Here is a 24291-nt window from a genome sequence, read left to right as displayed (position 1 = left end):
CATGCCACCGACATCCGTCGACGCGGCCGCGGTTCACCACATCGCGGCACGATTGCTCAGCCCCGAGGTGGTGATCCTGCCGGTCCGGCACCACTCACCCGCCTGTGCGCTACAGGTGCGTCGTGCCATCGAAACCCTCGGTCCCGCAGCCGTTCTGGTGGAGGGCCCACGCAGCTTCACCCCCCTGATTCCCGCACTGACCAGCACGCAGGCACACGCACCCCTCGCGGTGTACACCTACCTCGACCCGACGGGCCGCGCACCCGACGCACCCCGTCTGGGCGCCTACTACCCGTTCTGCGACTTCTCCCCCGAACTGGTCGCACTGCGTGAGGCGACGCGGCGCGACATCCCGGTACGGTTCATCGACCTCGAACTCGGGGAGCAACACACCGTCAATCGAGCCGGCGAGGAGGTGATCCTCCTCGACGAACACCACTTCCGGCTCAGCGACGGATTGGCCCGACTCACCACCGACCTCGGCTGCGTCGACGAGGAAGACCTGTGGGAGAACCTCTTCGAGAGCGATGCGCACACCACGAGCCTCACCGATCACCTCTCGCGGCTCACCGCGTACTGCCTCCTCGCCCGCGCCGACGCCACCCCCGACCAGTTGCGCGCCGACGGTACCGCCGCACGCGAAGCCGAGATGACCTGGCATGTGCGGCAGGCGATCTCCGAGTTCTCCGGGAGCGGTCCGGTGCTGGTGGTGGTCGGCGGATTTCATGCGGTGGCGCTTCCGGATCTGCTCGCCGACCCGCCTCCGCGGCCGTCGATCACTGCACCGGCCGCGCAGGCGGCGCTGGTCCGATTCTCCTTCGACCGCGTCGACCGCATCAACGGGTACGCCGCCGGGATGACAGCCCCGGCCTGGCACCAACGCGTCTGGGATCAGCTGGCCGCGGCGGCACCGCCCGCCGACCCGCGGGCCTCCTCCGCCCGGGCCGCACTGCTCGACATCGCCGACGAACTCGACCGCCTCGGTCGGCGCCCCGCTCAGCCGTCGGTGACCGACGCCTACACCCACACCCTCGGGCTGGCATCGCTGCGGGATCATGCCGGGCCGTTGCGCTCGGACCTGCTGGATGCGGTGCGTGCCACCCTGATCAAGGGTCACGTCGACGTCGAGGGATCGGTGATCCTCGACGCCGCCCGACAGGCATTGTCCGGCAATCGGATCGGCGCCCTTCCACCCGGGGTGGCGGCACCGCCGTTGGTCGCCGACACCCTCGACCGCCTGCGTCGTGCGCGTCTGGCCGTCGATCAGCCCGGCGCGTCGACGGTGTCGCTGTCGGTGTATCGCACACCGTCGCACCGCGTCGCCAGCCGACTCCTACACGGACTCACCGAACTCGACGTGCCGTTCGCGACGTGGATCGGTGGACCGGACTTCGTCGCCGGCACCGACCTGCACCTGATCACCGAGCAGTGGCGCTATCGGTGGTCGCCGGGTACCGAGGCCGCGCTGGTGGAGGCGTCGCGTTTCGGCAGTACCCTCCCCGACGCGGTCGCCGCCTGCTTCGATGCGCACCTCGTCGACCTCACTGCGGCCGGGCGGCATCATGATTCGGCGACGAGCGCCGGGTTCCTGATGCGGGCGTGCCGGCTCGGCCTCGTCGACCGGGCGCAGCGCGTGCTCACCGTGGTCGCCGACGACCTCGGCGCCGATCCCTCGTTCTGTGGAGTGATCGCCGCGGCCACCAGCCTGGCTCTGCTGCGGCAGGCCCGCGAACCGCTCGGCGCCGAGAACCTCGATGGCCTCGGCGAGCTGCTGCAGACCGCCATCCGGCGCGCCCTCTACCTGGGGCGGCTGATCCCCGCCGAACCCGCGACCGACGTCGTCGCGGCACTGGTCGCGCTGCGTGAACTGGTCGCCGAACCCGACGCAGATGACGCCGCGGCTGCCGGATTGTTCACCGAGGTGATCGCCACCCTCGCCGAGGTGCACACCGATGCCCACATCCGGGGCGGTGCGGTCGGATTGTGTTACGGGGCAGATCTATTGGATGGTCCGGCGGTGGCCGGAGTGCTCCGCGGAACGCTGGCGGGCACGCTCGCCCCGGATGCCGCGGTGGCGTTCGTCGCCGGACTGCTCAGCACGGCTCGCGAAACACTCTGGCAGGAACCGGAACTCGTCGATGTGCTCGGCGACGTCGTCACCTCATGGCCGGATGAGGAGTTCATCGCCAGACTTCCCGCCCTGCGGTTGGCGTTCGCCGAGCTGACGCCCCGGGAGACCGATCAGGTGGCGCGGGTGGTCGCACGACGTCTCGGCGTCGCCGACCTGGGGCCGCTCGACCGGGGCGAGTTCGGCGCCGCGGAGGTGGCGGCGAACGTGGCGGCCTCGCGGCTCGCCGCGGATCTGCTGATCGCCGATGGTCTCGGCGAGTGGGTCGGTCATCCGGGAGCGCCACGATGAACGAACTCGATCGGTGGCGGCTGATACTCGGCCGATATGCCGAGGAACAACTCGACTCGGCCACCGAAGGGTCGGTCGCGGCGCGGCGGGCGGCCGCGCTCGACGAGCTCTACAGCCGGGCGTATCGCGGTCGAGGGGTTCGGCTCGACGACGGCACCGACGGCGCCATCGGCCCTGGTAACGGCGACCCGTCGGACCCTCGCCTGGTCGAATGGCTCGGCGAGGTCCGCGATCTGTTCGGAACCGAGGTCTCCGAGGTGATCGTCGAGCACGCCCTCGAGCGTTTCGGGCTCACCGGCATTCTCGCCGACCCGGTGGTGATGGAGTCACTGCCGGCGAGTACAGATCTCCTGAAACTGCTTCTGGTGCTGCGTCGTTCGCTTCCCTCCGCGGTCGATTCGCAGCTGCGGCGGATCGTCGCGGAGGTCGTCGCCGACATCCGCCGGCGCCTGGAGCCGGAGATCCGTCGAGTCCTCGCCGGTACGCAGCGGTCCTTCGGGCATTCGCCGCTGCCGGTGGCCGCCAACTTCGACATCGCCGGGACGGTGCGACGCAACTTGGCGCATTACGATCCGACGTCGCGCCGGCTGGTGGTCGAGGAGCTACTGTTCTTCGACCGCAAGAGCAAGCAGGTCCCGTGGGATGTCATCGTGTGCGTCGATCAGAGCGGCAGCATGGCCGAGTCGATGATCCACAGCGCGGTGATGACCGCGATCCTCGCCGGACTGCCGACCCTGCGGCTGCGGCTCGTCGTCTTCGACACCTCGGTGGTCGATCTCAGCGATCACGTCGACGACCCGATCACCACCCTGATGTCGGTACAACTCGGCGGTGGCACCGATATCGGTGCGGCACTGCGGTATTGCCGGACCCTTGTCACCAACCCGCACCGCACCGTGCTGGTGCTCGTCACCGACTTCTGCGAGGGCGGTTCGCCCACGGAGCTCTACCGGGTGACCGCGGGCCTGGCCGGCGACGGGGTGCGCCTGCTCGGGCTCGCCTCGTTGGCCGGGGCCGACGCCACCACGCCGTTCTATGACCGGGCGATCGCGGCGCGGCTCGCCGAACACGGCATGCACATCGCGGCGCTGACCCCGCGGCGGTTGGCCGACTGGCTGCTGGCGGCCACGTCGTGAACCAGCTGATCGGCATCTACCGCCGCATCGATGACGCCATGTGGACTTCCGTCGCGAATGCGGGCCTGCTGCGCCGCGCCCGCAAGGACCTCGCCACCCTCCACCCGGAGATCGTCGACGAGACCGATGACGCGCTCACCGTGGCGCTCGACGCCGTGCGGGTGACGCTCGATGCCGGTGGTCCGGCGACCGCGGTGTGCGATTGCCCGTCCACCGGGGTGTGCCGCCACATCATCGCCGCCGGATTGTGGTTGGCCGCGCTGGAACCGGACACGCCCGACAGTGCTGGTGTGGCAACGGAATTGGCGGCGTTCGACCGGGAGTACCTGCTGCGGCATGCGGGCCGTGCCGGTTATCGGTGGGCCCGTGATCACGTGGTCACCCTCGATGCCGACCACGTGATCACGCTCGACGATGGGTCGATGCAGCTGACATTGCCGGGTGTGATCCTGCGGTTTCCGGGTGGTGAGCTGACCGCGATGACCGCCGAACCGCCGGTCGACGATCTGCCGCGGTGGCAGGTGTGCGCGGTCCTCAGTTATCAGCGGTCGGTGGGTGTGTCGGTGGGTGATCCGGGTCCGCTGGAGCCGACACCCGCCGAATGTCGTCGCGCCGCGGAGCATCGGCAGATGTATGACCGGGTGCGCCGGCTCTTGTGCGACATCGTTTCCGCCGGGACCGCGCACATGTCGGCGGCCACCGTTGAGCGCTGTGACGCCGCGGCCATCACCGCGCAGACCCAGGATCACTTCCGGCTGGCGGCATCGCTGCGCAGGCTCGCGGCGGGGGGCCGCGCCATCCTCGACCGCACCGCGCGGGCCGGCGACGAATCGCTGTTCGCGGAATTGGCGTGGTGTCTGACGCTGGTGTCGGCACTGGCGGCCGCACCGTCGCCGCCGGAACGCCTGCTCGGTAGCGGCCGCACCGGGTACCGCGAGGTCGGGACGCTGGAACTGATCGGGCTCGGCGCGTATCCGTGGCGTGCGGACTCCGGCTATCTCGGACTGACCGCGGTGTTCTGGTGCGTCACCCGATCGGCCTTCCTCACCTACACCGACACCCGCCCCGCCACCATCGACACGTTCGACCCGCGCGCGCAGTATCGGCGTCACGATCCGGTGTGGACGGGCCTGTCGTCGGTGTCCGCGGCGACCGGGGCGCGGGTCCTGTTGTCGGAGGCCAAGATCAACGAGCAGGGACGACTGTCACGGTCGGCGGAGTCGCATGCCGTGGTGACGACGCTGGATCACCGCGACATCGTGGCATCGCTGCCGGTCATCGACGAGTGGACCGCGGTGGCCGGCTCCGGGCGCGGACGCGCACTGCTCGACCCGCCGGAACCGAATGGCGACTGGGTGGTGCTCTCGCCGAGTGCCACGGGGATCGGACGCTTCGACCCGATCGGTCAGGTGCTCACGCGTCCCGTGTTCGACACAGCCGACCGCTCGCTGGATCTGCGTCTGACCTACGACGAGGTCACCGGCCATGCCGTCGCCCGGTTGGATACCGATACCCGATTGCCGGCAGGCGGATTGATCGTCGGGCGGAGAAATGCGGTGGGTGCCGGCGCGGACTCGACGTCGACGGTGATGCCGGTGAGCGTCATCGATGCCGACGCCACTCGCACGAATCCGGTTGACGCGCTCCACTTCGACCCGGCGTGGACAGACCCGTCGGGTGAAGCGCTTCCGGCGGCACCGACCACGCGGCCGGCGCCTCGCACCGCGACAACGGCGCTGCTCGACACGTTCGCGGGCCGGCTCATCGGCACCATGGAACGCGGGACCGGCGGCCGGGGCGCTCGCGAACTCGACGATCTCGACGTCTGGCATCAGCGACTCGACCGAGCCGGTTTCGGCGTGTTTCACGTGAAGCAATCCGATGAGGTGGACGGTGTCGGCGGGGAGGAGCGGCTGCTGCGGTCGTATGCGGTGCTGTTGCAGGTGCTGCGATCGCGGACGACATGACGTCAGTCGTGGCGACGCCCATGCCCGTCAGCCAGCTTCGCCTGCAACCACTCCGGCTGAAGCTTCACATCGCGCGGATACTTCTTCGCATCCGTCACGTACGCGATCGGATCAACCGGAGCTGCCCACTGTGGCTCATCGTCGTGGTTGAATTCCCCGTCGATACCTCCGGACGGATCGACCCGCAGTACCGCGGAGAACCACGTCCCCAGCCCCGGCTGATACATCGCGTCACGCATCGCGGTGAGGGTGTCATCGTCGAAACCGCCACTGGGGGCGATGTTCTCCGAACGCCCATTGCCCCAGTCGACTCGGGCATGGATCTCCTGGAGTGCCACCAAACTCACTCACCCAGACGATCAGGAAAGAGGCACCCTCGGGAATCTCTGCCGCCGCCATGCGCCCGAACGCAACCTGCGCCCTCTGCAGCGCAAGAAATGAACCACCGTCGACCCCCATCTCGGAGCCCCCTTTACGTACTCGCCGAACTCGCAGCGCTCTCATCGGCACGCACCCGATCGATGGCGATGACCAACGAGATGATCATCGGCTCGAGGGCATCGTCGAAGACGTCGACTTCATAGGTGTCGGCCCACGACAGGAGTTTGCGGTGGATGCGTGCCACCTGTTGCCCGCCGCGCTGCACCGTGAAGTCCATGTCCCACCAGTCGCCGGATACCTGCAGTTCGGCGCCGTCGATGGAGTAGCGGGGCTTGAAGAAGCTGAACTCCTTACGGATGGTCGCGACCACCATGCCGCCCATCTCGACGGTGAACCGCGGCAGGAAGCTGAACACCGTCTTGGTGATGTCGGCCACCGGCGCGCCGGCGACGTCGGTGACCGCGAAGGTCTTCGGAATCTTCATGAAGCTGCCCTCGACGAAGTAGCGGGGCTGCTGCCTCTCGTCGAACACGGTGAACTTGCCGCCCACCGAGAAGATTTTCTGTTTGATGAAGAGTGTGGACATCATTGCCTCCCGGGAGTCCTGACCCACCTTAGGGAACGCCTGGCGTCCCCCACCCCCGCTCGTCATTCAGATACAGCTCGATCAGACGATCATTGACGCCGTCGATGTCGAGCGCATCGGGACCACCATCGATCAGCAGCATCGGCACGTACGACGACCGCTCACCCCACACGGTCTCGAGAACCACGCGGTACCGCTCCACCTCGCCGTCGTAGCGATGGGTGTAGGCGATGACGGCATCGCCGACACTACGCATCATGCTGACGCTCATCAGATCGGCAGCGAAGCCGCCTCGTTGCGCGAGGCCGATCAGGCCGTCCGGTGCGGAGTCGAGCGGCGTAAGGAACTGGCCGTCCCCGTCGATGAACTCGTACTCGCCGATCGCAGGGCGACCGAACAGGGCCTGGATGACAGCTGCCAGACCGGTGAGTCGCATCCAGTCCGGAACCTCCAACCGGCGCCACTGACGTGGCGACCCGTCCGGCCAGAGGAGTTCGATGCCGAGTGTCAGGGTCAGTTCGTCGTCGTAACCGTCGTCATCGTCAAACAGGTCATCGTCATCGTCGAACAGCCCGCCGTCATCGTCGTAGCAGTCATCCACATCGGATATCTCGATGCCACGACCGGCCATCTCACCGGTCGAGGCGACACCCGGCGACTCCGCCATGGACACGACCGGGACGACCCGCCGATCCGACCGCGCGGTCCCGCTCTTGCCCCCGACCTTTCCCCGGCGCTTGGCCTTGCGCCGATCACGCCGTGCCTTCTTGTCCTGCGATCTGATCCCCATGACCGAGACCATAGAACCCGACACCGACAATTCGGGCGCGGCGAATCCGGGCACCGGTACGTCGGCGACGTCGGGCACAATCGGCGACGATGACCGACCCGTTCCGCCCACCGCCACCACAAATCCCGATTCCGCCGCCCGATGCCGCCGGCGGCAGTCCGCGGCGATCGCCGATCTGGCCGTGGCTTGCCGGCGGCGCTGCATTCGTGCTGGTCGCGATCATCGTTCTCGCGGTCGTGCTCGTCGGAACCTCGGGCACGCCGGACTCGGAGACCGCCGCGAATCCCTCGGCCAGCGGTGCGGCCACGACGCCGTCGACGACGAGTTCTGCACAGTCCGGGTCGTCTCCACAGCCCGAGTCGTCCACGCCTCCGTCGTCCGCTCCGCTGTCGCGTACGGCCTCGCCGCAACTCGTCACCGCCTGGACCCAACTGCAGACACTGCCGGTGAAGGGCCGAGCGCCCAAGACCGGCTACAGCCGCGAGCAGTTCGGACAGTCCTGGACCGACGACGTCAACGTCGACGACGGACACAACGGATGCGACACCCGAAACGACATCCTGCGCCGCGACCTCGACGACGTCGTCCTCAAACCCGGCACGAACGGATGCGTCGTCGCGTCGGGAACCCTGCACGACCCGTATACCGGTACGTCCGTCCCATTCATCCGGGGCACCACGACGTCGTCGGAGGTGCAGATCGACCACGTCGTCGCGCTCGCCGACGCGTGGCAGAAGGGCGCCCAGCAGCTGACCCCCGAACGCCGGGCCGACTTCGCGAACGACCCGCGGAACCTGCAGGCCACCATCGGCCGGGTCAACCAACAGAAAAGTGCCGGCGACGCCGCGACCTGGCTACCGCCCGACACCGCCTACCGATGCACGTACGCCGCGCGGCAGATCGAGGTCAAGGCCGCCTACGACCTATGGGTGACCGCCGCCGAACGTGATGCGCTGGAACGCATCCTCCGCGGGTGCGGCGTCGGGGACTGACGAGGCGGCGACTCCCACTTCCTCGTCCGTGGACTCACCCTGGCATCCTGCCCACCGGCCTCGGGGCCTACCCGGCGTCAAGAACGACCGTCATCGGGAATGGTGATCGCACCGTCACCTCGCCGCTGGCCTGGTCACCGACATATCCCTCGGGCCCCAACCTCAGAACGGTGAAGGTGATCGGGGCATCAAGGTCGATGATCCAGTAGTGGGCGATACCAGCGTCGGCATACTCACTGCGCTTCATCACGTGATCGGTGCGCCGCGAGCCCGGCGAGACGACCTCAACGGCCAACACCACCTGATCACCAGTGATCATCGAGTCATCGGCATCGGTACGCCGGACAATCACATCAGGAATCCTCACTGTCGCCGGCGTGGCCGCGTCGATAACCACCTCGACCTCTTGCAACGCTTCGAAGCCTTCAGGAAGCTGCGCGGCCAACTGCTGCCACACTCGAGACGCGGCGCGGGAATGTGCCGGGGTGGGACGCGGAGAAACGATCGCCAGGCCTTCCTGAAGCTCGACTCGCTGCGCGGGCGCCTCCGGCAGCCCACGCCACTGCTCCAGCGACATCAGCTGGGGATACGCGGCAGCGGTCATGACCACGATTCTAGGGCGTGTCTCCCATTGTTTCTGCGAGGGATTGGCGGAATCGATTGGTCTCTGGCAAGGCGGAGGAGGGAGCAATAGCGGAGCTATTGTGACCGACGACAACGCAGCCAGGGGGCAATCGAGCCGCCAAGACCCGCAAAGGGCAATGGGAGACACGCCCCCAGAGTCCGGTCGCGGCGCGCGGCGGCTCTTTGAGCCCCATCACCTATCGACCCTGTCGAGGCCGCCGGTGAACACGCTGTCGGTGAACACGATCCGGCCCGGTGGCGCGCCGATCCACTCACCGCAGCCGAGCGTGATGCGCTCGAACGCATCCTCCGCGGGTGTGGCGTCGGGGACTGACGAGGCGCTCGACTCTCAGTCGTCCCTGCCCCGTCGCCGGCCATACCCGCAGGCCACCAACCTCGGTAGCCCATTCAAAGGAAAAGTTGCGGCGGCCTGAGCACATTGTCGGTGTTGTGTGACAGCATTCGTGCTGTGTCGACTCCCCCCAATCCGTTCGGGCCCCCTCCCGGCGGTCCGGGCGCGCCGCCCCCCAGTGGCCGCGGTGCCGCGCCGTTCGGCGGCCCGTCACCCTACGGCGGGCAGGCCCCGACCAGCGGTGGTCAGTCCCCCTTCGGTCCCGCTGCCGGCGGTGGTGGTCTCCCCGGGGGAGCACCGATCGCCCCGTCGACGCCGTCCTCCACCGCGCCGGCCGGCCCACCGACGGTTCTGCTGATCGTCGCGGGCGTGATCGCCGCCGTCGGCATCGTGGTCGGCGCGGTGTTCTGGGGCAGCTGGATCGCCGGCATCGGCTGGCTGTTGGCCGGCCCGGTCGCGATCGGCGTCGTCGCCGTCTTCATCGCCAAGGACACCGCTCGCCGCGCCGAACCGATCTACCTGCGCCCCGGCTGGATCACCGCCGCCTACGCCGTGGTGATGGTGCTCGTCGCGGCCGGCGTCATCGTCGGAGCGCTCGGATTCGCATTCTGGATGGGTCGCCGGTGAACGCAACTGTCTCGACCGCGGCCACCCGCCGCCGTCGTCTCCGCACTGTCCCGATCGTCGTGCTGGTGGCCTGGCTGCTGACCTCGATGTTCGCGCCGTCCATGGCGAATGCGGCACCCGCCGACGACGCCAACGCCGGCGTCAACCGCTTCGGTGCGTGTCTCGCCGCGCAGCATTCCGGACAGGTGCTGCTGCTCATCGACGAGTCGCGCAGTCTGCAGCAGACCGACCCGCAGGCCGCCCGCGTCACCGCCGCGAAATACCTCACCGAACAACTGGCCGACTTCGCGACGTCGACCGACGCCAACCTCGACATCGCCGTATCCGGATTCTCCGACAGCTACCACAACTACCTCGGCTGGACGAAGCTTCAGGGCTCGTCCGTCGGCACCGTCAACTCGGCCATCGACCAGTTGGGCAACGCGAACAACGGGCAGGACACCGACTACTGGCTCGCCCTCGACGGCGCCCGGCAGACCCTCGCGCAGAAGCGGCCCGCCGACGCGAACGTGCAGGGCTGCCAGATGATCGCCTGGTTCACCGACGGTGAGCTCGACTTCACCCCGCGGTCCGGCGTCACCAAACCCTACGCGCCGGGACAGTCACTGGACACCGAGGCCGACCGCACCGCGATGATCGCATCGGCCCAGCAGAGCATCTGCCGCTCCGGCGGCCTCGCCGATCAGCTCCGGTCGTCAGGCATCGTCACGATCGCGATCGGGCTGTCGGCCAACGAGGGACAGCAACCGAACTTCGACCTGCTGAAGTCGATCGCCACCGGTGAACCCACCTCGACCGGACCCTGCGGTGACATCCGCGAACCGGTGCCCGGTGATTTCTATCCCGCGTCCAACATCGACGACCTGCTGTTCGCCTTCGACAACCTGTCCACGCCCGGCCAGCCACCGCTCACCCAGGAGACCGGCGCGTGTGTGGTGCGGGTCTGTGAACAGGCAAAACATCGCTTCGTCCTCGACAGTGCGGTCGGTTCGGTGAGCATCCTCGCCGCCGCCGACCGGTCAGGTCTGGTGCCGGTGCTGATCGCGCCGAACGGCAGCGAGATCCGTATGCAGCCGTCGTCGCCGAACAGCGTCACGCAGGGCGGGGTGAAGATCGACTACCGGTTCCCGTCCGACAAGTCGGTGTCGATCCAGATGTCGAACTCGTCGGCGCAACTGTGGACCGGCGTGTGGGCCCTGGTCTTCCTCGCCGACAGCGACGAGGCCGCCCGCACCCGCTCGAGCATCCACATCACCGGCGATCTGCGCCCGGTGTGGACCGGCGAGGACACCACCACCCTGCACTCCGGTGACACCGACATCCCGATGTCCTTCGCCATCCAGAACACCGCCGGCAATCCCGTCGACGCCGCCGGCCTGCCCGGCACCGCCGCTCTGACGACGACACTGGTCACCGCATCGGGCAAGGAGATCCCGATCGCGGCCAACGTCGGCAAGGACAAGATCACCGCACCGCAGCGCCTGAACCTTGACGGTGTCGACCCCGGGCGGGCCACCCTGCGGATGACCCTGGCCGTCACCACCGCGTCGGCGCGGGACTCCACCGGACGCACCGTGCCCGGCACCGAACTGTCGCCGTCGACGGTGGACCTGCCCGTGGTGATCAGCCCGCCGGTCGGCTACCCGACCATCGCCGGCCGCGTCGACTTCGGCACCATCACCGGGGCCGGCAGCGGCACCGCGGCACTGTCGATCACCGGACCCGGATGCGTGTGGCTTAATGCCTCCCAGCCGCCGAAGTTCCTGGCCACCCCGGACGACGCCGGCACCCTCACCGTGGGCGCGAACGCGTCCGCGCAGGACGCGTGCGTGAAGGTCGACGAGGGCCAGACCGGCAACCTGGATCTGACCCTGACCGCGCCGAACGCCGTCAACGGCACCGCCAACGGCACGGTGATCGTGATGGTCGCCCCCAAGGACGGCTCGGGTGAACCGCTCCCGGTGGAGGTGCCGTTCACGGTGGCACTGCAGAAACCGTTGAACACCACCAACTTCATCGTCACGCTCGTCATCGCCCTCATTCTCGGGCCGCTGATCCCGCTGCTGCTGCTCTATCTGGCCAAGTGGTTCACCGCGCGGATCCCCGGACATGCGTTGCGCGCCGAGCAGTTCCGCATCCGCCTCAACGGCACCACCGTGGTCCGGGAGAACGGGGCCCCGTTCGCGGTCGGCGACACCGACTTCGTGCGGCTCGTCCCCGCACTCGACGGACCGGCCCGCCGGATCGACCTCGGGGGCGTGGTGCTGCGCACCCGGATCGGCAAGTCGCCGTTCGGCGCCGGATTCGTCACCGCGTCCGCACCCGGGATGGCCGGCGCCGCGGGCAAGGCCGCCCAGTGGTGGGGCAAGACCCCGGACGCGAGACTGCCTCTCGCGGTCCACAATTCGTGGTTCATACTGCACGATCCGCGGGGTCCGGAGCAGTCGGCGACCCTCGTCATGCTCGTCGGCGGGGACGCCGACCGCAGTCGCATCGATCAGCTGGTCCGTGAGGTCAACGAGTCGGTGCCGACGGTGCTGCCGCGCCTGCGGGCCAAGGCCCTCGAACGACTCGGCGACGACGCCCCGCCACCGAGTTCGGGTCCCGACGTCAACCCGTTCGGTGGTGGCGGAGCTCCCCCGGGCGGCGGACCCACCCAGGGCAACCCGTTCGGCGCGTCGGGCGGTGCTCAGCCGCCGGGGCAGGGTTACGCCCCGCCGACTCAGGCCGGACCGGGTTATGCGCCACCGACGCAGGCCGCGCCGCGACCGCCGGGCCAGGCATATCCGGGGCAGGGACATCCGGGGCAGGGGCATCCGGCACCGAACAATCCCTTCGGTCCCGGCTCGGCGGGCCCACCGCAACAGGGACCGTCGGGTCCGTTCGGACCGGGGCCGTCCGGAACCGGCCGCCCCGGCAACCCGTTCCAACCCTGAGCATCCCCCTGATCGTTGTCCCCTGAACCGTTTGTCACCGAGGTAAGGACACCACTCACATGAAGCGACTGTTGATCGTCGGATGCGGCGGTTCCGGCGGCGCGGCGCTGGCCTACATGATGGACCAGCTGCGCTCCGACCTCGCCGGTCACGGGATCAGCCGCCTCCCCGCCGGCTGGCAGTTCGTCCACCTCGACGTGCCGACGTCACCGTCGTCGGTGGAGGGCGTCGGCAGTGTCCGCGACCAGGGCGGCACCTACGTCGGCACCGGACCCGAAAGCGACAGCTACAAGGTCCTCGACAACGCACTCACCCAACGACTGGCCACCAACCAGGCGATCGACACCATCGCCACCTGGGCACCCCGCGACCCCGAATCGGTGTACACGCCGCTGTCCACCGGCGCCGGCCAGTACCGCGCGCTCGGCCGGATGATCACCCTCAGCCGCGTCGGACAGGTCCGTGATGCCCTCCAAAAGGCTTGGGACACTCTCTATCTCAACTCCACCGACAGCGAGATGCGGTCGCTGTCGATCCCGGGGGCCGGGGCCTACAGCCCCGACGATCAACCGCTGGTGCTCGTCGTGTCGTCGATGGCCGGCGGCGCCGGTGCGTCGATGGCCCTCGACATCTGCCGCATCCTCACCCTCGTACAGGGCGTCGACCCGCGCCTGATGGCGGTGTTCATGGTGACCCCGGACATCTTCGAATCGCTGCCGGCCTCCGCGGTCACCGGCACCCGCGCCAACGCCCTGGCCATGCTCGGCGAAATCGTTGCCGCGCAGACGGGTTCGGCCCGCGAATCCGATGTTGCGCTGCTACGTGCACTCGGTTACGAACGTGGCCAGGGCGAGCGCATCCCGTTCGCGCGGGTCTTCCCGGTGGGCCGCTACGTCGGCGCGCAACGCACCGTCTTCGGCGACGGCACCCCCAACGCCGTCTACCGCGGCCTCGGACGCGGGCTCGCCGGTCTGACCCTGTCGGGTCCGGCCCTGCAGCAGTTCGTCGAATGGGACCTCACCAACGGCGTCGGTGACCAGGGATCGCTGGAGTTCCTCGGCTGGGGTAACCGGCAGTGGAACAACATCCCGTGGGGCACTTTCGGTTACGCGAGCCTGAGCATGGGACGTGACCGCTACGCCGAGTACGCCGCGCAGCGGGTGGCCCGGGCCAGCGCCGACAAACTGCTGCACGGGCATCTGCAACCCGGTAACGACGCCTCCGACGAGGAGCAGGTCAACTCGATCCTGGACAACCAGTGGGAGAACATCTGCCGGCGTCTGGGCCTGCCCGGCACCGAACCGGTCGGGCAGTGGCTCGGCTCGACGGTGCTGCCCGCCCAGCAGGTCGGTGCGCACGCCACCGGCATCATCAACAAGACGGTGCGCCCACGGATCGATCAGAGCCCCGGTGTCAACGGCGATCAGTGGGCCGCCTCGGTGTACCGGGTGCTCGGCGAACAACGCGAATCCATCAAGGGCGAGGCCGGCAACACCGCCTACGCGGTGGCCTACAGCTGGCATCAGTACTTCGCGGGTGCCCTGCAGCAGGTGACCACCGACGCCCTCGCGCAGATCGGCCTGCCCTACGCGACCGGCCTGGTCAAGCGGGTCGCCCGCCTGATGAGCGACATCATCCTGCCCGAGGCCGGGCAGCTTTCCGGGTACGCCCCCGGCGACGTCGTCGAACCCGGACCGGAGGCGACGCGAACCCTGGCCTCGCTCAAGGGAACCCTGGCCAACACCGCCGCGGTCAGCGAGCAGGTCTTCAGCGGGTTGCGTCCCCAGGTGGAACGTCAGATCTACGCGATGCTGGCCTACCAGATCTCCAACGCGGCCGGAGCCATCGTCGGCGAGATCTTCGATCCGCTGCTCACCGCGCTCAACGAGGCGCAGACCCTGCTGCGTCAGGCGGCCGCCGCCCCGCGGCGCGAGACCGGCCTGGCGCATCTGCAGACCACCGAGTACGCCGCCTGGCCCGCCGATTCCGACGAGCGCGTGGCCGCCCGCTTCTCCGAGGCCGACAACGAGGTGATGCTCACCCGGTCCGGAGAGTTCAAGCAGCGCTATGAGATCGACCTGCCCAGCTCGGTGGGAGCGGCCACCGCCGACCCCCACTCGTTCCGGCTCGCCGTCGCCCGCGCCGCCGGACACGTCATCACCGGATCGTGGCCGACGGTCGGCGGGACCCGCCCACCCGGTGAACGGCAACCGACGGTGGAACGCACCGCGGCGTGGGTCTCGCGGGCGTTCCCGCGGCACCCGGAGAGCGGCGAAACCCTCATCGCCTCCCCCGCCGCCTTCGACGTCCATCTCCGTCCGGCCGAATTGCTCTCCCGGGCGCGCGAATTCATCGCACGCCCGGGTGAGGCCTTCGACCGGTTCTGCTCGGTGTCGTTGCGCGAGTATGTGACCGGACGCACCAGCGGGGATCTGCAGGTCGCCGAATCCGAATTGGCCTCGCGCCGTAAGGATCTGCTGCTTCGCTTCGGCGAGGCGGTGAGCCTGGCGCGGCCGCTGGCCAGCGTCAACGAGAATGCGATGCAGGCCATTCACGGGGTCTCGGAGATGATGTACCGCTACAAGTTCTCCGCGGTGCCCTTCCACAGTCTCGCCGTCGCCGACGACCTCTCGACCTCGCTGAATCAGCAGATGCGGGTCGACAAGAACAGCGTCGGCGCCTTCACCAACGCGCTGTCGGACGAGGCGAACATCAAACGCATCGACATCTTCGGGTCATACCCCAATTACTCTCCGCTGGCCTATGACTCGGTGATCGAACCGGCGTCACGGCAGTGGTTGGAGGCCTCGGCCGCCGAACGCAAGGCCTTCTGGACCTACCGCCGTGCCCGCCCCCTCGCCGCGAGCCTGCCGATGCACATCGACGAACGCCGTGCGATGGTCGGCGGCTGGATCCTCGGCCGCAGCCTCGGCTACGTCAGCGTCCCCGACGCGCCGTACACGCAGGGTGCCCGCGTCTGGGACGACGAGACCAAGCGGTGGCTGCCGTTCCCGGCGCAACTGCTCACGCCACCGTCGGAATTCCTCGCCGACTACGACTGGCTGCCGGCCATCCTCGAGTCGGTACTGCTGGCGATCGCCAACAGTCACCAGCCACCGGCGATGAGTTCGATGCATCCGTATCGGGCATTGCGGCGCATCTACGACGGTGCCCAGCAGAACACGACATCCGGGCTCGAGCAGGATCAGCTGGCCGGTCGCCTGCACATGATCGACTGGCTGCGCACCGGGGATGCCGGCACCGGCGTCGCGTCGGTGATCGCCGACACCGGCCCCGAGACCTCCGTCGACGCCCGCGCCGAACGGCTCACCGCCTACCTCACCGATTACCGGCAGTTCGTCGGCACCCACTTCATGAAGCCCGGCGACGGGGCGGTCGACGGACATCCGCCGGCACCCGGCGGCGGTGTGTTCTCGATGATCACCGTCCGGGCGCAGGCGTCGAAGACCCCGTTCTTCCGCGACCTCGCCGCCGATGTGTATTGGGCGGCAAGCCAATTGCTGGATCTGGTGCCGGCCGCGGCGGCCGCCGCCGCACGCCCGGTGTCCACGCCGGGACCGCAGACACCGGCGTCGGTACGCGAAGACGATTGGACACCACCACATATGGACTTCGGATCGGGTTCGGGGAGTGTTTTCTGATGGCCACACTGACCGTGTTCGTTGCACCGAGCGGCCCCGCCGACGGTGTGCTCGCCGCACTCACCGACCTGTCGGCGGCCGGCCTCGTCGACGAGTTCGCCTGGATCACCGACCCGGTCGCCGAGCATCCGCCGCAGGCGGTGATGCTGGTGGCCGCCGGTGCCGCCCGCGACGTCGCGCTGACCGAACTCGTCACCAACCGCCGCATCACGGCCCTGCGGATCTGCTCGATCGTCCCGGTCGCCGACGACGCGCCACGCCTGTCGATCGGCGCCGAACTGAGTGTCGGCTCGACGCTGGCGTCGGCGACCGGCGCCACCACGATCATCCGGATCCGGGCGTTACTCACCGGCTCCGAGGGCATCGACGGTCCGCTGTCGGCGCTGGCCGTCGAGGGCTGGCACAACGTGGTGATCTCACCGGAGGATTCCCGCGCACCGGGATTCGGCCGCGTCCCGATTCCCGCCGAGCCCACCGCGACCGACTTCGGACGGTTCTGCGGACCGGCCGTCGCCGGGCTGACCGGACTGTGGTCGGGTATCGAACACACCCCGCTCGACGACGCCCCGGTCCTGCCCGGCCAGGTGGTGCGACTGGCACGCTCGTACTACCGCAAACTCGAGACCGCCGACATCGAGAACACCCTGCGCACCGAGCTGCTCAGCCAGGACGGGCACCTGCCGCTGCCGAGTGATCAACGGGCCCAGGTGGTGTACCTGCAGGACACCGGTCTGGCCGGCACCACGATGGCCTCGGCCCTGTGGCACAAGTACGGTGCGGTGCTGCGCGGACCCCGGCTGAGCTATCAGGCGCAGTCGGTGGAGGTCACCGGCCCCTGGGCGGCGATCAAGATGTTCTTCGGATTCCTGTGGGCGTCACTGCGACTGGCGCCGTCGTCCTGGTACAACAAGATCGCCGGCGGCGTGGCGAGCCGGGTGGCGATCGGCGTCCAGCAGGCGGTGTTCACCCAGGCACCGGCCGCCTACGAGGTGGTGGTGCGGGGTCGCCGCGCCAACGGACAACACGCCGGCTGGGCCGACATCGGCGCCGCGTCGGATCACCTGCGGGGCCTGCTGGCCGGGCCCGCACCGGTCCACGACGCCGGCACCGACCTGTCCGGACTGTGGCAGGACTACGCGAAATCCGCTCTCACCCTTGCCGACGCGGGCAACCGCTCCTCGGATCTGCCGCCGGTGCAGGTGGGGGCGGCGCGCGGCGTGATCCGTGAGGCCGCCGCCGTCATGCCCGGACCCACCGAACGTTTCACCGACATCCCGGGCGTCATCGGTGCGGCCGCGGAGACCGACGGGGTCGACGCCGTCGACGCCCTCGGCGTCCACGATCTGCAGTTCCGTCTCGCCGACCTGCAACGCGACCCCAACCACGGGCTGGCGGCCGGCTCCACGCTGTCGTCGCTCAACGAGTGGCGCCAGCACCACGAACGCAGTTTCGGTGCGGCCGTGGGCAATACCCTCGCCGACTCCTTCCGCGGCTGCTACGCCGAGGTCCAGCAGTTGCTGGAGAAGCTGCGCAACGCCCAGCTGCCGCCGGACCCGGGTTCGAAGAACCTGGGCCTGGCCCGCTGGATCCAGGTGGCCGCGGTGATCTGGATCCTGCTGACCGGAGTGTTCGTCTGGTTCGCGATCGATCACATCGTCGTCTGGTGGGTCGCGCTGATCGTCGTCGTCGGCAGCCTGCTGTTGCTGCTGCTCGCCCTCGGCGTGGCGTTCATCAGTACCCAACGACGATTGTTCGCCCTGCTGCATCAACGTCGGTCGGTGATCGCCGAATACGAGGTCGATCACCAGAATCTGCTGTCGGCCTTCCAGGATCTGCGCCGCCTGTCCCAGGCCTACGGGCAGTTCCTGTCGTGGAGCCGCATCATCGGCAGCTTCCTGGCCGCGCCGCTGGGACCGGACATGCACCGCAGCGCCGAAGTGCTCCACATCTCGAACGGCATGCCGATGTCGACGCAGGTCGGCGTCGCCCGGCCGGCCGCCACCGAGGTCGGGACCACCGCCGGCTACCTCAAACGCGACCTCTTCCACCCTGGCTGGCTCACCCGATCGTGGGAGGAACTCATCCTGCGGGCCGCACCACCGCAGCCCGGCGCACGCGACACCACCGTCGGATCGTCGGTCCTGTGGTCGGAGCGGGGACGTTTCTCCGGGTCTCGCCTCGATCAGTTCTCCGGCGAGATGTACACCGGCACGGTCACCTCCTCGGGTGCCGACGTCGTGTGGCGTCAGGCCCTCGAGCGGCTGGCCGGTCCGATGAGTGGTCTGGTGCCGCGGCTCCTGGCGGTCGTCGCCCCGGTGGGCGGCGCCGAGACCAGCATCGGGGAATTCCTCGGCGGACTCGACCAGCAAACCGCACCCGAGGGTTCGTTCCCCGACACCCTGCTCACCGACGGTGCCGTCATGTCGTCGGTGGCGAAGGTCGTCACCGACTACCGTCGTCCCCGGCTGCACGGCCTCGGCATCATCTGTGCGGCAACCCAACTCAGTGACGCCTTCGCCGTGGACAATCTGGTGACCACAGCCGACCGCAGCGCCCGGGTGGACACCGAATGGACGCCGCAGACCACCACCGCCCCGGACTTCACCGACCGCGCCGCGGGCGGGACCACCGCACCTCTACCGGCCACCGAGCCGCAGGAGTACCGCGCACCCGACCTCGGACGAGGATTCGAGTTCTGATGACGCCGGCAACTCCCGAGGATTACCTCGACGTCCTGCGCCTGTGGTCGGACTGGACCGTCGCGCAACGATTCCCGACCGTCGGACCGTCCCGCCTGGTGGAGATCTCCCGCGACCCACAGGGCTGGTCGACGGCGGCGTTGACCCCGGTGGAGGCCGGGTGGGCACCGACGATCCAGCACCTCCTCGATCAGGTCGCCCTCGGCGTCCGCCCGCAGATCGCCGTCGCGCATCTGCCCGACCGGTTGCGCCGGGCACCCGATGTGCCCGACGACGAGCCGCCGACGACCCCGGCCACGGAGCCCGCGAGTGGGGCCCATGCCGACAGTGCTGCCGCCGACGACCCGCTCGCCCGGCTCACCGCCCTGCTCTTCGAATGGCGCACTGAGCAGATCGCGCGCGGCGTCGAGGGTGCCGACACGATCCGCGACGTCACCCTGCGCAAGCTCGCCGAACTCGGCTGGACCGATGCCGCCCGCATCCAGGGCCGGCTCACCGGACCGGCCGCCGGAGCACTCGCCCTCGAGATCGCGCAGGTGATCGCCGGGTTCAAGGGTGAGGCCTCGCAGGCGCCGGCCGCGGCGGCCACGCCACCGGCATCCACGACGGCGCCGCCCGCACCGCCGCAGGCATCGACACCCGAGTGGAGCACCCCGACCCCACCCACCCCGGAGCCGGCTCCGAGTTCGCGGCCCGCGAGCACCGCACCCCCGGCGGACGCCGCGTCGCCCTCCGTCACCCCGGCGCCGCCGCCCCCGATGGCGCCACCCCCGATGGCGCCGGGCCGCACCTGGTCACACGACGATTTCGCGGTCTATGACTACCCGGAGACCGACGTCCAGCCGGGTCGCATCACCGTGGCACCGGTCGGCGACGCGGTGCGGCTGACCTGGGACGACTGGCCCGCCGCTGCCGGCGAGATGGTCCTGTACCGCGTGGTGTCCAGCGATGACGTCGCTCCCTACAAGCCCGAATCCGGCGAACTGCTCGACGTCACGACCACCCCGTCGCACACCGACGGCCGGTTCCTCAGCTCCGCGGTACGCATCTATCAGGTGTGGGTGCACGTCGGCGCCGACGAGGCGAGTGCCCGTGCGGCGCAACCGATTCAGTGGGCCGGCGGCGAGGAGGTCAGCCCGGTCGACAAGATGCGGTTGTCCGAGGAGTCGGGACGGGTGATCGGCGAGTGGGAGGTGTTCCCGGGCACCCGCAGCGTGCGGATCTTCCGGATCCCACTCGACGGCGGCGGACCCCCGACCGCCAGTCCGAGCAACCAGATCCTCACCGACCAGGCCAATCTGACCGGGTTCGTCGACGCCGCCGTCCCGCGCGGCAAACGATTCCTGTACTCGGTGCAGGCCGAGGTGATGGTCAACGAGTCCGCGCGCCTGTCCCGCGCCATCAAGAAGGACATCCTGGTGTCGGTGGATCTCGTGCCGATCACCGACCTCGCGGTCGAGATGGCCGAATCCGGCAGCACGTTCAATCTGCGGTGGACCACCCCGAAGGAGGGGCAGCAGGTCCGCATCCACCGTTTCCCCGCGCCGCCGCCGGCCGGCCTGGAGAACGAGGACCGCGACGAATCCGCGATCACCGTGCAGGGATTCACCGAGGAGACCCGCATCAAGGACCCGGTGACCGCACTCGATCCCGAGACCTCGCAGATCACCGGGGTGTTGTGGCCACCCACCTGGGAACGGGCCTATCTCACGCCGGTGACCACCTTCAACGGCCGGGTCCGGATCGGCACCACCCAGGTGCAGACACGCCCGCTGCCCGCGGTGATCGAGCCGCGGATCGTCGAGCGGTTCAACACCGAACTCATCACCTTCGGGTGGCCGGTCGGCGCCGCCGCGGTGCAGGTCTTCGTCGGGCCGAAAACGCTGCCCCCGGAACAGATCTGCGCGCAGCCGCAGAGCTTCGCCGAGGTGACCGCGTCCACCCATCGGCGTGACGGCGCCATCATCCTGCCGCAGGCGCTGCCCGGCAACGGTTGTACGGTATGCCTTGTGCCCGTGGCCTATTCGAGGGGTGAACAGATCCGCGGGGAGATCGCCACCCTGGACTATCCGGGGCTGGCGCGGGTGTTCTACTGGTTCGACGCGGTCGCCACCCCGAATCCGATGTCGCGCGTGCTGCGTCTGGTGATGCGGTCCTACACCGAGATCGCCAACCCTCCGGCACTGGTGCTGGTCGCCAATCCGCAACGGCTGCCGCTGGATTCGCGGGACGGACAGATCCTGCAGTTCCACCATCGGGGGCAGTCACTGCCGCACTGCGACCTGCCGCGCATCCCGCACGGCACCCACCCCACCGAGTACACCGTCGACCTCGGCGACACGTATGCCTTCATCCGGCTGTTCGTCCACGAGGCCGGCGAGGTGACACCGGCGATGGCAGTACATGATCCGGCCCTGACCCAGCTGATGCGCTTCCAGCCGCCACTGCCGCCGGGAGAACCGGTATGACCGAACCGTTCTCCCCCGCACGATCGCGCAGTGCGCAACTGATCTACACCTCCTTCGACGACGGTGCCGGACGCGGCGGGTGGCAGGTCAAGCAGATCGCCGGCGATCTCGACGACACCGAACGCGACGCGCTGGTCGGGCGGGTGGTGACCCGCTTCGATCTCGAACCCCGCCTGCCCGACTTCCCGACCGCCGAGCAGATCGCCGCCCGTCCGGCCCGGCTGAGTTACGGGCGGGTGGAGGGGCTCGGCGCCTTCTGGCATACCGTCGCGGCGGGACCGGATGCGTCTGGTCGACCGGGAAATGTGTTCGCGCACATGGCCGTCGACCGGGCCACGCCCACCGACATGACGTATCGGCCGATCGCGCTGTGGGGGTCACCGGACTGGTTGCGGCCCTATGGTCCGGCCGAGGTCGCCGCGGCCGCCCTGCCCGGTGCCGAGCTGCCGCAGGCCAATCCGGCCATGTCGGCCCGCGCGGCCATCGACTTCCTCACCGACCTGCACACCGACCGGCAGGGCGTGTTCCGGGTGTTGCTCGACGCCGTGGTGGAGGCGCTGGCCACCTCGTCGTCGGTGGTGCTGCTGACCCGCTCGCATGAGGAGTCCGCGTCGTGGATCGCGGCGGTGTCGCACTTCCTGCCGCTGGCAGCGACGCACCGGCTCTCCTGGACCACCCACGACCGATCCGATCAGGTGGCCATCGACATCGATCGCGGGCATCACCTGATCGCGGTGCCCGCCGACAGCGTCGACGAACGCACCCGCTTTCCCGGCGCCATCGTCATCGACGCCGCCGAGATCCCCGGGCTCGCCATGCCCGGCGAATCGCATCGGGTCGCCCGAGGGGAGGTGGAGGCGTCGGCGCTGTCGTCCTTCGTCGAGGGCATCCTCGAGGATCCCGACGTCGCGCTCGCCGTCCTCGATCGGCGTGATCGGGTGGCCGCCGACGTCACCGATCCCGCCATGGTGCCCGCCTGGCCGCTGGCGGTCGCCGTCGCCGAACATCCCCAGTTGGCGGAGTTCCACGACGACGCCCTGCACGTCGTCGCCTTCGAGGCACCCGCCGGCGTCGAGCAGATCGCTTGGGCCGGTGAACTTCTGGGACGTGCGTATGCGCGTCATCCGCTGACTCCGGCCGACACCTTCCATCCGCTGCAGCGTCTGGTGCGGCAACGGCAGGACACCGCGGTCGCGGCCACCCGGTTCCTCACCGCGGTGCTGCATGACCAGCAGTGGCTGGAGAATCAGCCGCTCAACACCATTCCGTCGGTCGGCTCGGTCGATCTGGGCGCACTGCGCGAGGTGATCTCCGAACGGATCGGCCACTTCGTGGCGTCGACGGAGTCCGACCCGGTACGCCACGCCGCCCTGATCATCCGCCTGACCGTGATCCTGTATCGCCTGGGTCGACGCGACGCGGGGTTCACCGGCGTCCTCGCCGACCTCACCCGCGCATGGGAGGCGATCGACATCTCGATCGTGTGGTCCGGCCATCGACCCGCCAATCTGCAAGACACCAAGGCGATCTCACCGGTCATCCGCGCCGAACTGCTGCGCCCGGCGTTGCTGCGGTGGCCTCGGGAGGTGCTGGAACGGTTCGACGGTCCGGCGTGGGCGTGGTTCTACGACGACGGGAGCGGCGCCCCGCTGCCGCCGCCGGCCAACCCGTCGGCCGCCGACCTGACGCTGTACCCGATCGCGGTGGCGTCGACGTTGCAGGGCAGCGCCCTACCGATGAGCCCCGATCAACGCCGCGCCGCGGTGACCGAGGCCGTCGAATTCGCGCTGTCGGACCCGGAACTCGACGACGCCGCCTGCCGCGACCTCACCGACACGCTGATCTCCCGGCATCGGCCCGACGCCGCGTCGATGCTGGCGTGGGCCGCCCGGGAGCCGAACCGGACGTCACCGGCGATGCTGCATGCCGCGGTCTTCTACGAGCCGCCGGACATGGGACTGCTCGCCGACCTGGCCCACGGGCAGAACGCGGACGACGATCCCGGGTTGCGCGCGTTGGTGGCCGCGTCGCGGTTGCGTCTGGCCGCGCGCGATCCGCGGCAGTGGCCGCAGACACCGGCCCTTTTCGACGACGAGGTGGCGGCCTGCCTCGCCGATCCGACGGGCTGGGACTATCGGCTCGCCGAGGATCTGGTCACCATGCTCTACGCCGGTATCGTCGCCGCGCAGTCGCGCCGGGTGTCGTTCGCCACCGACCCCACGGTGACCGCGCGCCTGACCAATCAGCCGCCGCGGTCGCCGGGTGGCCTGGAATCGACGCTGCGGATCGTCGCCCAACGCGGATTCCTCGATCTCGGCTGGGTGGCCGCGCGATCGTTCGTCGCCCGATTCGACTCCCTGCGACCGGAACCGGTGATCCTCGACCGTCTCCACCGCGACGGCACCCGATGGTCGGACCGGCTGCTGGAATGGGCGCTCGAGGAGAACCGGTACCCGGGCCCGACCACCCCGATCGAACTGCGCGACGCGGCGTGGCCGATCGTGGCCACCGGCACCGCGGCCGATGCCCAGGATTTCTTCGACGAGTACGAGTCACGCGCCAAGGACTGGGCAAAAGCGTTGCACCTGAACAACTCCGATCCGTCGTCCGGCCGGTCGATGATCGGTCGCTTCACCCGAGAGGACCGATGAG

The 24291-nt window shown here is 69.2% G+C and carries 14 protein-coding genes; 10 read left to right on the top strand and 4 right to left on the bottom strand.

Annotated features, from left to right (window positions below):
- Position 1: 1 nt before the first annotated feature.
- From ABLE92_RS22040 to ABLE92_RS22030, 3 genes are read left to right on the top strand one after another with little or no spacing between them, the layout of a single operon-like run.
- Positions 2-2419, top strand: coding sequence for a DUF5682 family protein (locus ABLE92_RS22040; protein ID WP_348806939.1), 2418 nt, complete (start codon positions 2-4; stop codon positions 2417-2419).
- Positions 2416-3555: a VWA domain-containing protein gene (locus tag ABLE92_RS22035; protein ID WP_348806938.1), complete on the top strand. Its 1140-nt coding sequence runs from the start codon at positions 2416-2418 to the stop codon at positions 3553-3555. The genes ABLE92_RS22040 and ABLE92_RS22035 overlap by 4 nt, the downstream gene beginning before the upstream one ends.
- Positions 3552-5522, top strand: coding sequence for an SWIM zinc finger family protein (locus tag ABLE92_RS22030; RefSeq protein WP_348806937.1), 1971 nt, complete (start codon positions 3552-3554; stop codon positions 5520-5522). The genes ABLE92_RS22035 and ABLE92_RS22030 overlap by 4 nt, the downstream gene beginning before the upstream one ends.
- A 2-nt stretch (positions 5523-5524) precedes the next feature.
- On the opposite strand, the gene ABLE92_RS22025 is transcribed toward ABLE92_RS22030, so the two are convergent.
- The 3 genes from ABLE92_RS22025 to ABLE92_RS22015 all read right to left on the bottom strand — a co-directional run bounded on the left by ABLE92_RS22025 (position 5525) and on the right by ABLE92_RS22015 (position 7357).
- Entirely contained in the window at positions 5525-5869 is a 345-nt protein-coding gene (locus tag ABLE92_RS22025; protein ID WP_348806936.1) for a hypothetical protein, read from the bottom strand.
- Positions 5870-5994: 125 nt separating this feature from the next.
- Positions 5995-6492 (bottom strand): LURP-one-related/scramblase family protein, encoded by a 498-nt coding sequence (locus ABLE92_RS22020; RefSeq protein ID WP_348806935.1) that lies wholly within the window; start codon positions 6490-6492, stop codon positions 5995-5997.
- 25 nt (positions 6493-6517) lie between these two features.
- Positions 6518-7357, bottom strand: a complete 840-nt coding sequence (locus ABLE92_RS22015) for a hypothetical protein (RefSeq protein WP_348806934.1) — start codon at positions 7355-7357, stop codon at positions 6518-6520.
- An 11-nt stretch (positions 7358-7368) separates the two neighbouring features.
- Here ABLE92_RS22015 and ABLE92_RS22010 point away from each other — a divergent pair, with 11 nt between their 5' ends.
- Positions 7369-8271 (top strand): HNH endonuclease family protein, encoded by a 903-nt coding sequence (locus tag ABLE92_RS22010; protein WP_348806933.1) that lies wholly within the window; start codon positions 7369-7371, stop codon positions 8269-8271.
- A 67-nt stretch (positions 8272-8338) separates the two neighbouring features.
- Here ABLE92_RS22010 and ABLE92_RS22005 read toward each other — a convergent pair whose 3' ends face one another.
- Positions 8339-8875, bottom strand: coding sequence for a Uma2 family endonuclease (locus ABLE92_RS22005; RefSeq protein ID WP_348806932.1), 537 nt, complete (start codon positions 8873-8875; stop codon positions 8339-8341).
- Positions 8876-9364: 489 nt separating this feature from the next.
- Here ABLE92_RS22005 and ABLE92_RS22000 point away from each other — a divergent pair, with 489 nt between their 5' ends.
- From ABLE92_RS22000 to ABLE92_RS21975, 6 genes are read left to right on the top strand one after another with little or no spacing between them, the layout of a single operon-like run.
- Positions 9365-9874: a hypothetical protein gene (locus ABLE92_RS22000; RefSeq protein ID WP_348806931.1), complete on the top strand. Its 510-nt coding sequence runs from the start codon at positions 9365-9367 to the stop codon at positions 9872-9874.
- Positions 9871-12810, top strand: a complete 2940-nt coding sequence (locus ABLE92_RS21995) for a vWA domain-containing protein (protein ID WP_348806930.1) — start codon at positions 9871-9873, stop codon at positions 12808-12810. Before ABLE92_RS22000 ends, ABLE92_RS21995 begins: the two co-directional genes overlap by 4 nt.
- Positions 12811-12869: 59 nt before the next feature.
- Complete coding sequence (locus ABLE92_RS21990) at positions 12870-16472, top strand: tubulin-like doman-containing protein (protein ID WP_348806929.1); 3603 nt, start codon at positions 12870-12872, stop codon at positions 16470-16472.
- Positions 16472-19171, top strand: coding sequence for a hypothetical protein (locus tag ABLE92_RS21985; protein WP_348806928.1), 2700 nt, complete (start codon positions 16472-16474; stop codon positions 19169-19171). The genes ABLE92_RS21990 and ABLE92_RS21985 overlap by 1 nt, the downstream gene beginning before the upstream one ends.
- Positions 19171-21639: a SaeA-related protein gene (locus tag ABLE92_RS21980; RefSeq protein WP_348806927.1), complete on the top strand. Its 2469-nt coding sequence runs from the start codon at positions 19171-19173 to the stop codon at positions 21637-21639. Before ABLE92_RS21985 ends, ABLE92_RS21980 begins: the two co-directional genes overlap by 1 nt.
- The gene (locus ABLE92_RS21975; protein WP_348806926.1) at positions 21636-24290 is read left to right on the top strand and encodes a GAP1-N2 domain-containing protein; all 2655 of its coding nucleotides are present in this window, start codon (positions 21636-21638) and stop codon (positions 24288-24290) included. Before ABLE92_RS21980 ends, ABLE92_RS21975 begins: the two co-directional genes overlap by 4 nt.
- Position 24291 lies beyond the last annotated feature (1 nt).

Source organism: Gordonia oleivorans, from assembly GCF_040044975.1.
Classification (GTDB): Bacteria; Actinomycetota; Actinomycetes; order Mycobacteriales; family Mycobacteriaceae; genus Gordonia; species Gordonia oleivorans.
Note: the sequence above shows the minus strand (reverse complement) of the source record. Positions and strands in the feature narration are given on the sequence as shown.

What these genes read in the sequence shown, in the direction of transcription:
- ABLE92_RS22040 (WP_348806939.1), top strand. Translation starts at nt 2, where the DNA reads ATGCCACCGACATCCGTCGACGCGGCCGCGGTTCACCACATCGCGGCA.
- ABLE92_RS22035 (WP_348806938.1), top strand. Translation starts at nt 2,416, where the DNA reads ATGAACGAACTCGATCGGTGGCGGCTGATACTCGGCCGATATGCCGAG.
- ABLE92_RS22020 (WP_348806935.1), bottom strand. Translation starts at nt 6,492, where the DNA reads ATGATGTCCACACTCTTCATCAAACAGAAAATCTTCTCGGTGGGCGGC.
- ABLE92_RS22010 (WP_348806933.1), top strand. Translation starts at nt 7,369, where the DNA reads ATGACCGACCCGTTCCGCCCACCGCCACCACAAATCCCGATTCCGCCG.
- ABLE92_RS22005 (WP_348806932.1), bottom strand. Translation starts at nt 8,875, where the DNA reads ATGACCGCTGCCGCGTATCCCCAGCTGATGTCGCTGGAGCAGTGGCGT.
- ABLE92_RS21990 (WP_348806929.1), top strand. Translation starts at nt 12,870, where the DNA reads ATGAAGCGACTGTTGATCGTCGGATGCGGCGGTTCCGGCGGCGCGGCG.
- ABLE92_RS21985 (WP_348806928.1), top strand. Translation starts at nt 16,472, where the DNA reads ATGGCCACACTGACCGTGTTCGTTGCACCGAGCGGCCCCGCCGACGGT.
- ABLE92_RS21980 (WP_348806927.1), top strand. Translation starts at nt 19,171, where the DNA reads ATGACGCCGGCAACTCCCGAGGATTACCTCGACGTCCTGCGCCTGTGG.
- ABLE92_RS21975 (WP_348806926.1), top strand. Translation starts at nt 21,636, where the DNA reads ATGACCGAACCGTTCTCCCCCGCACGATCGCGCAGTGCGCAACTGATC.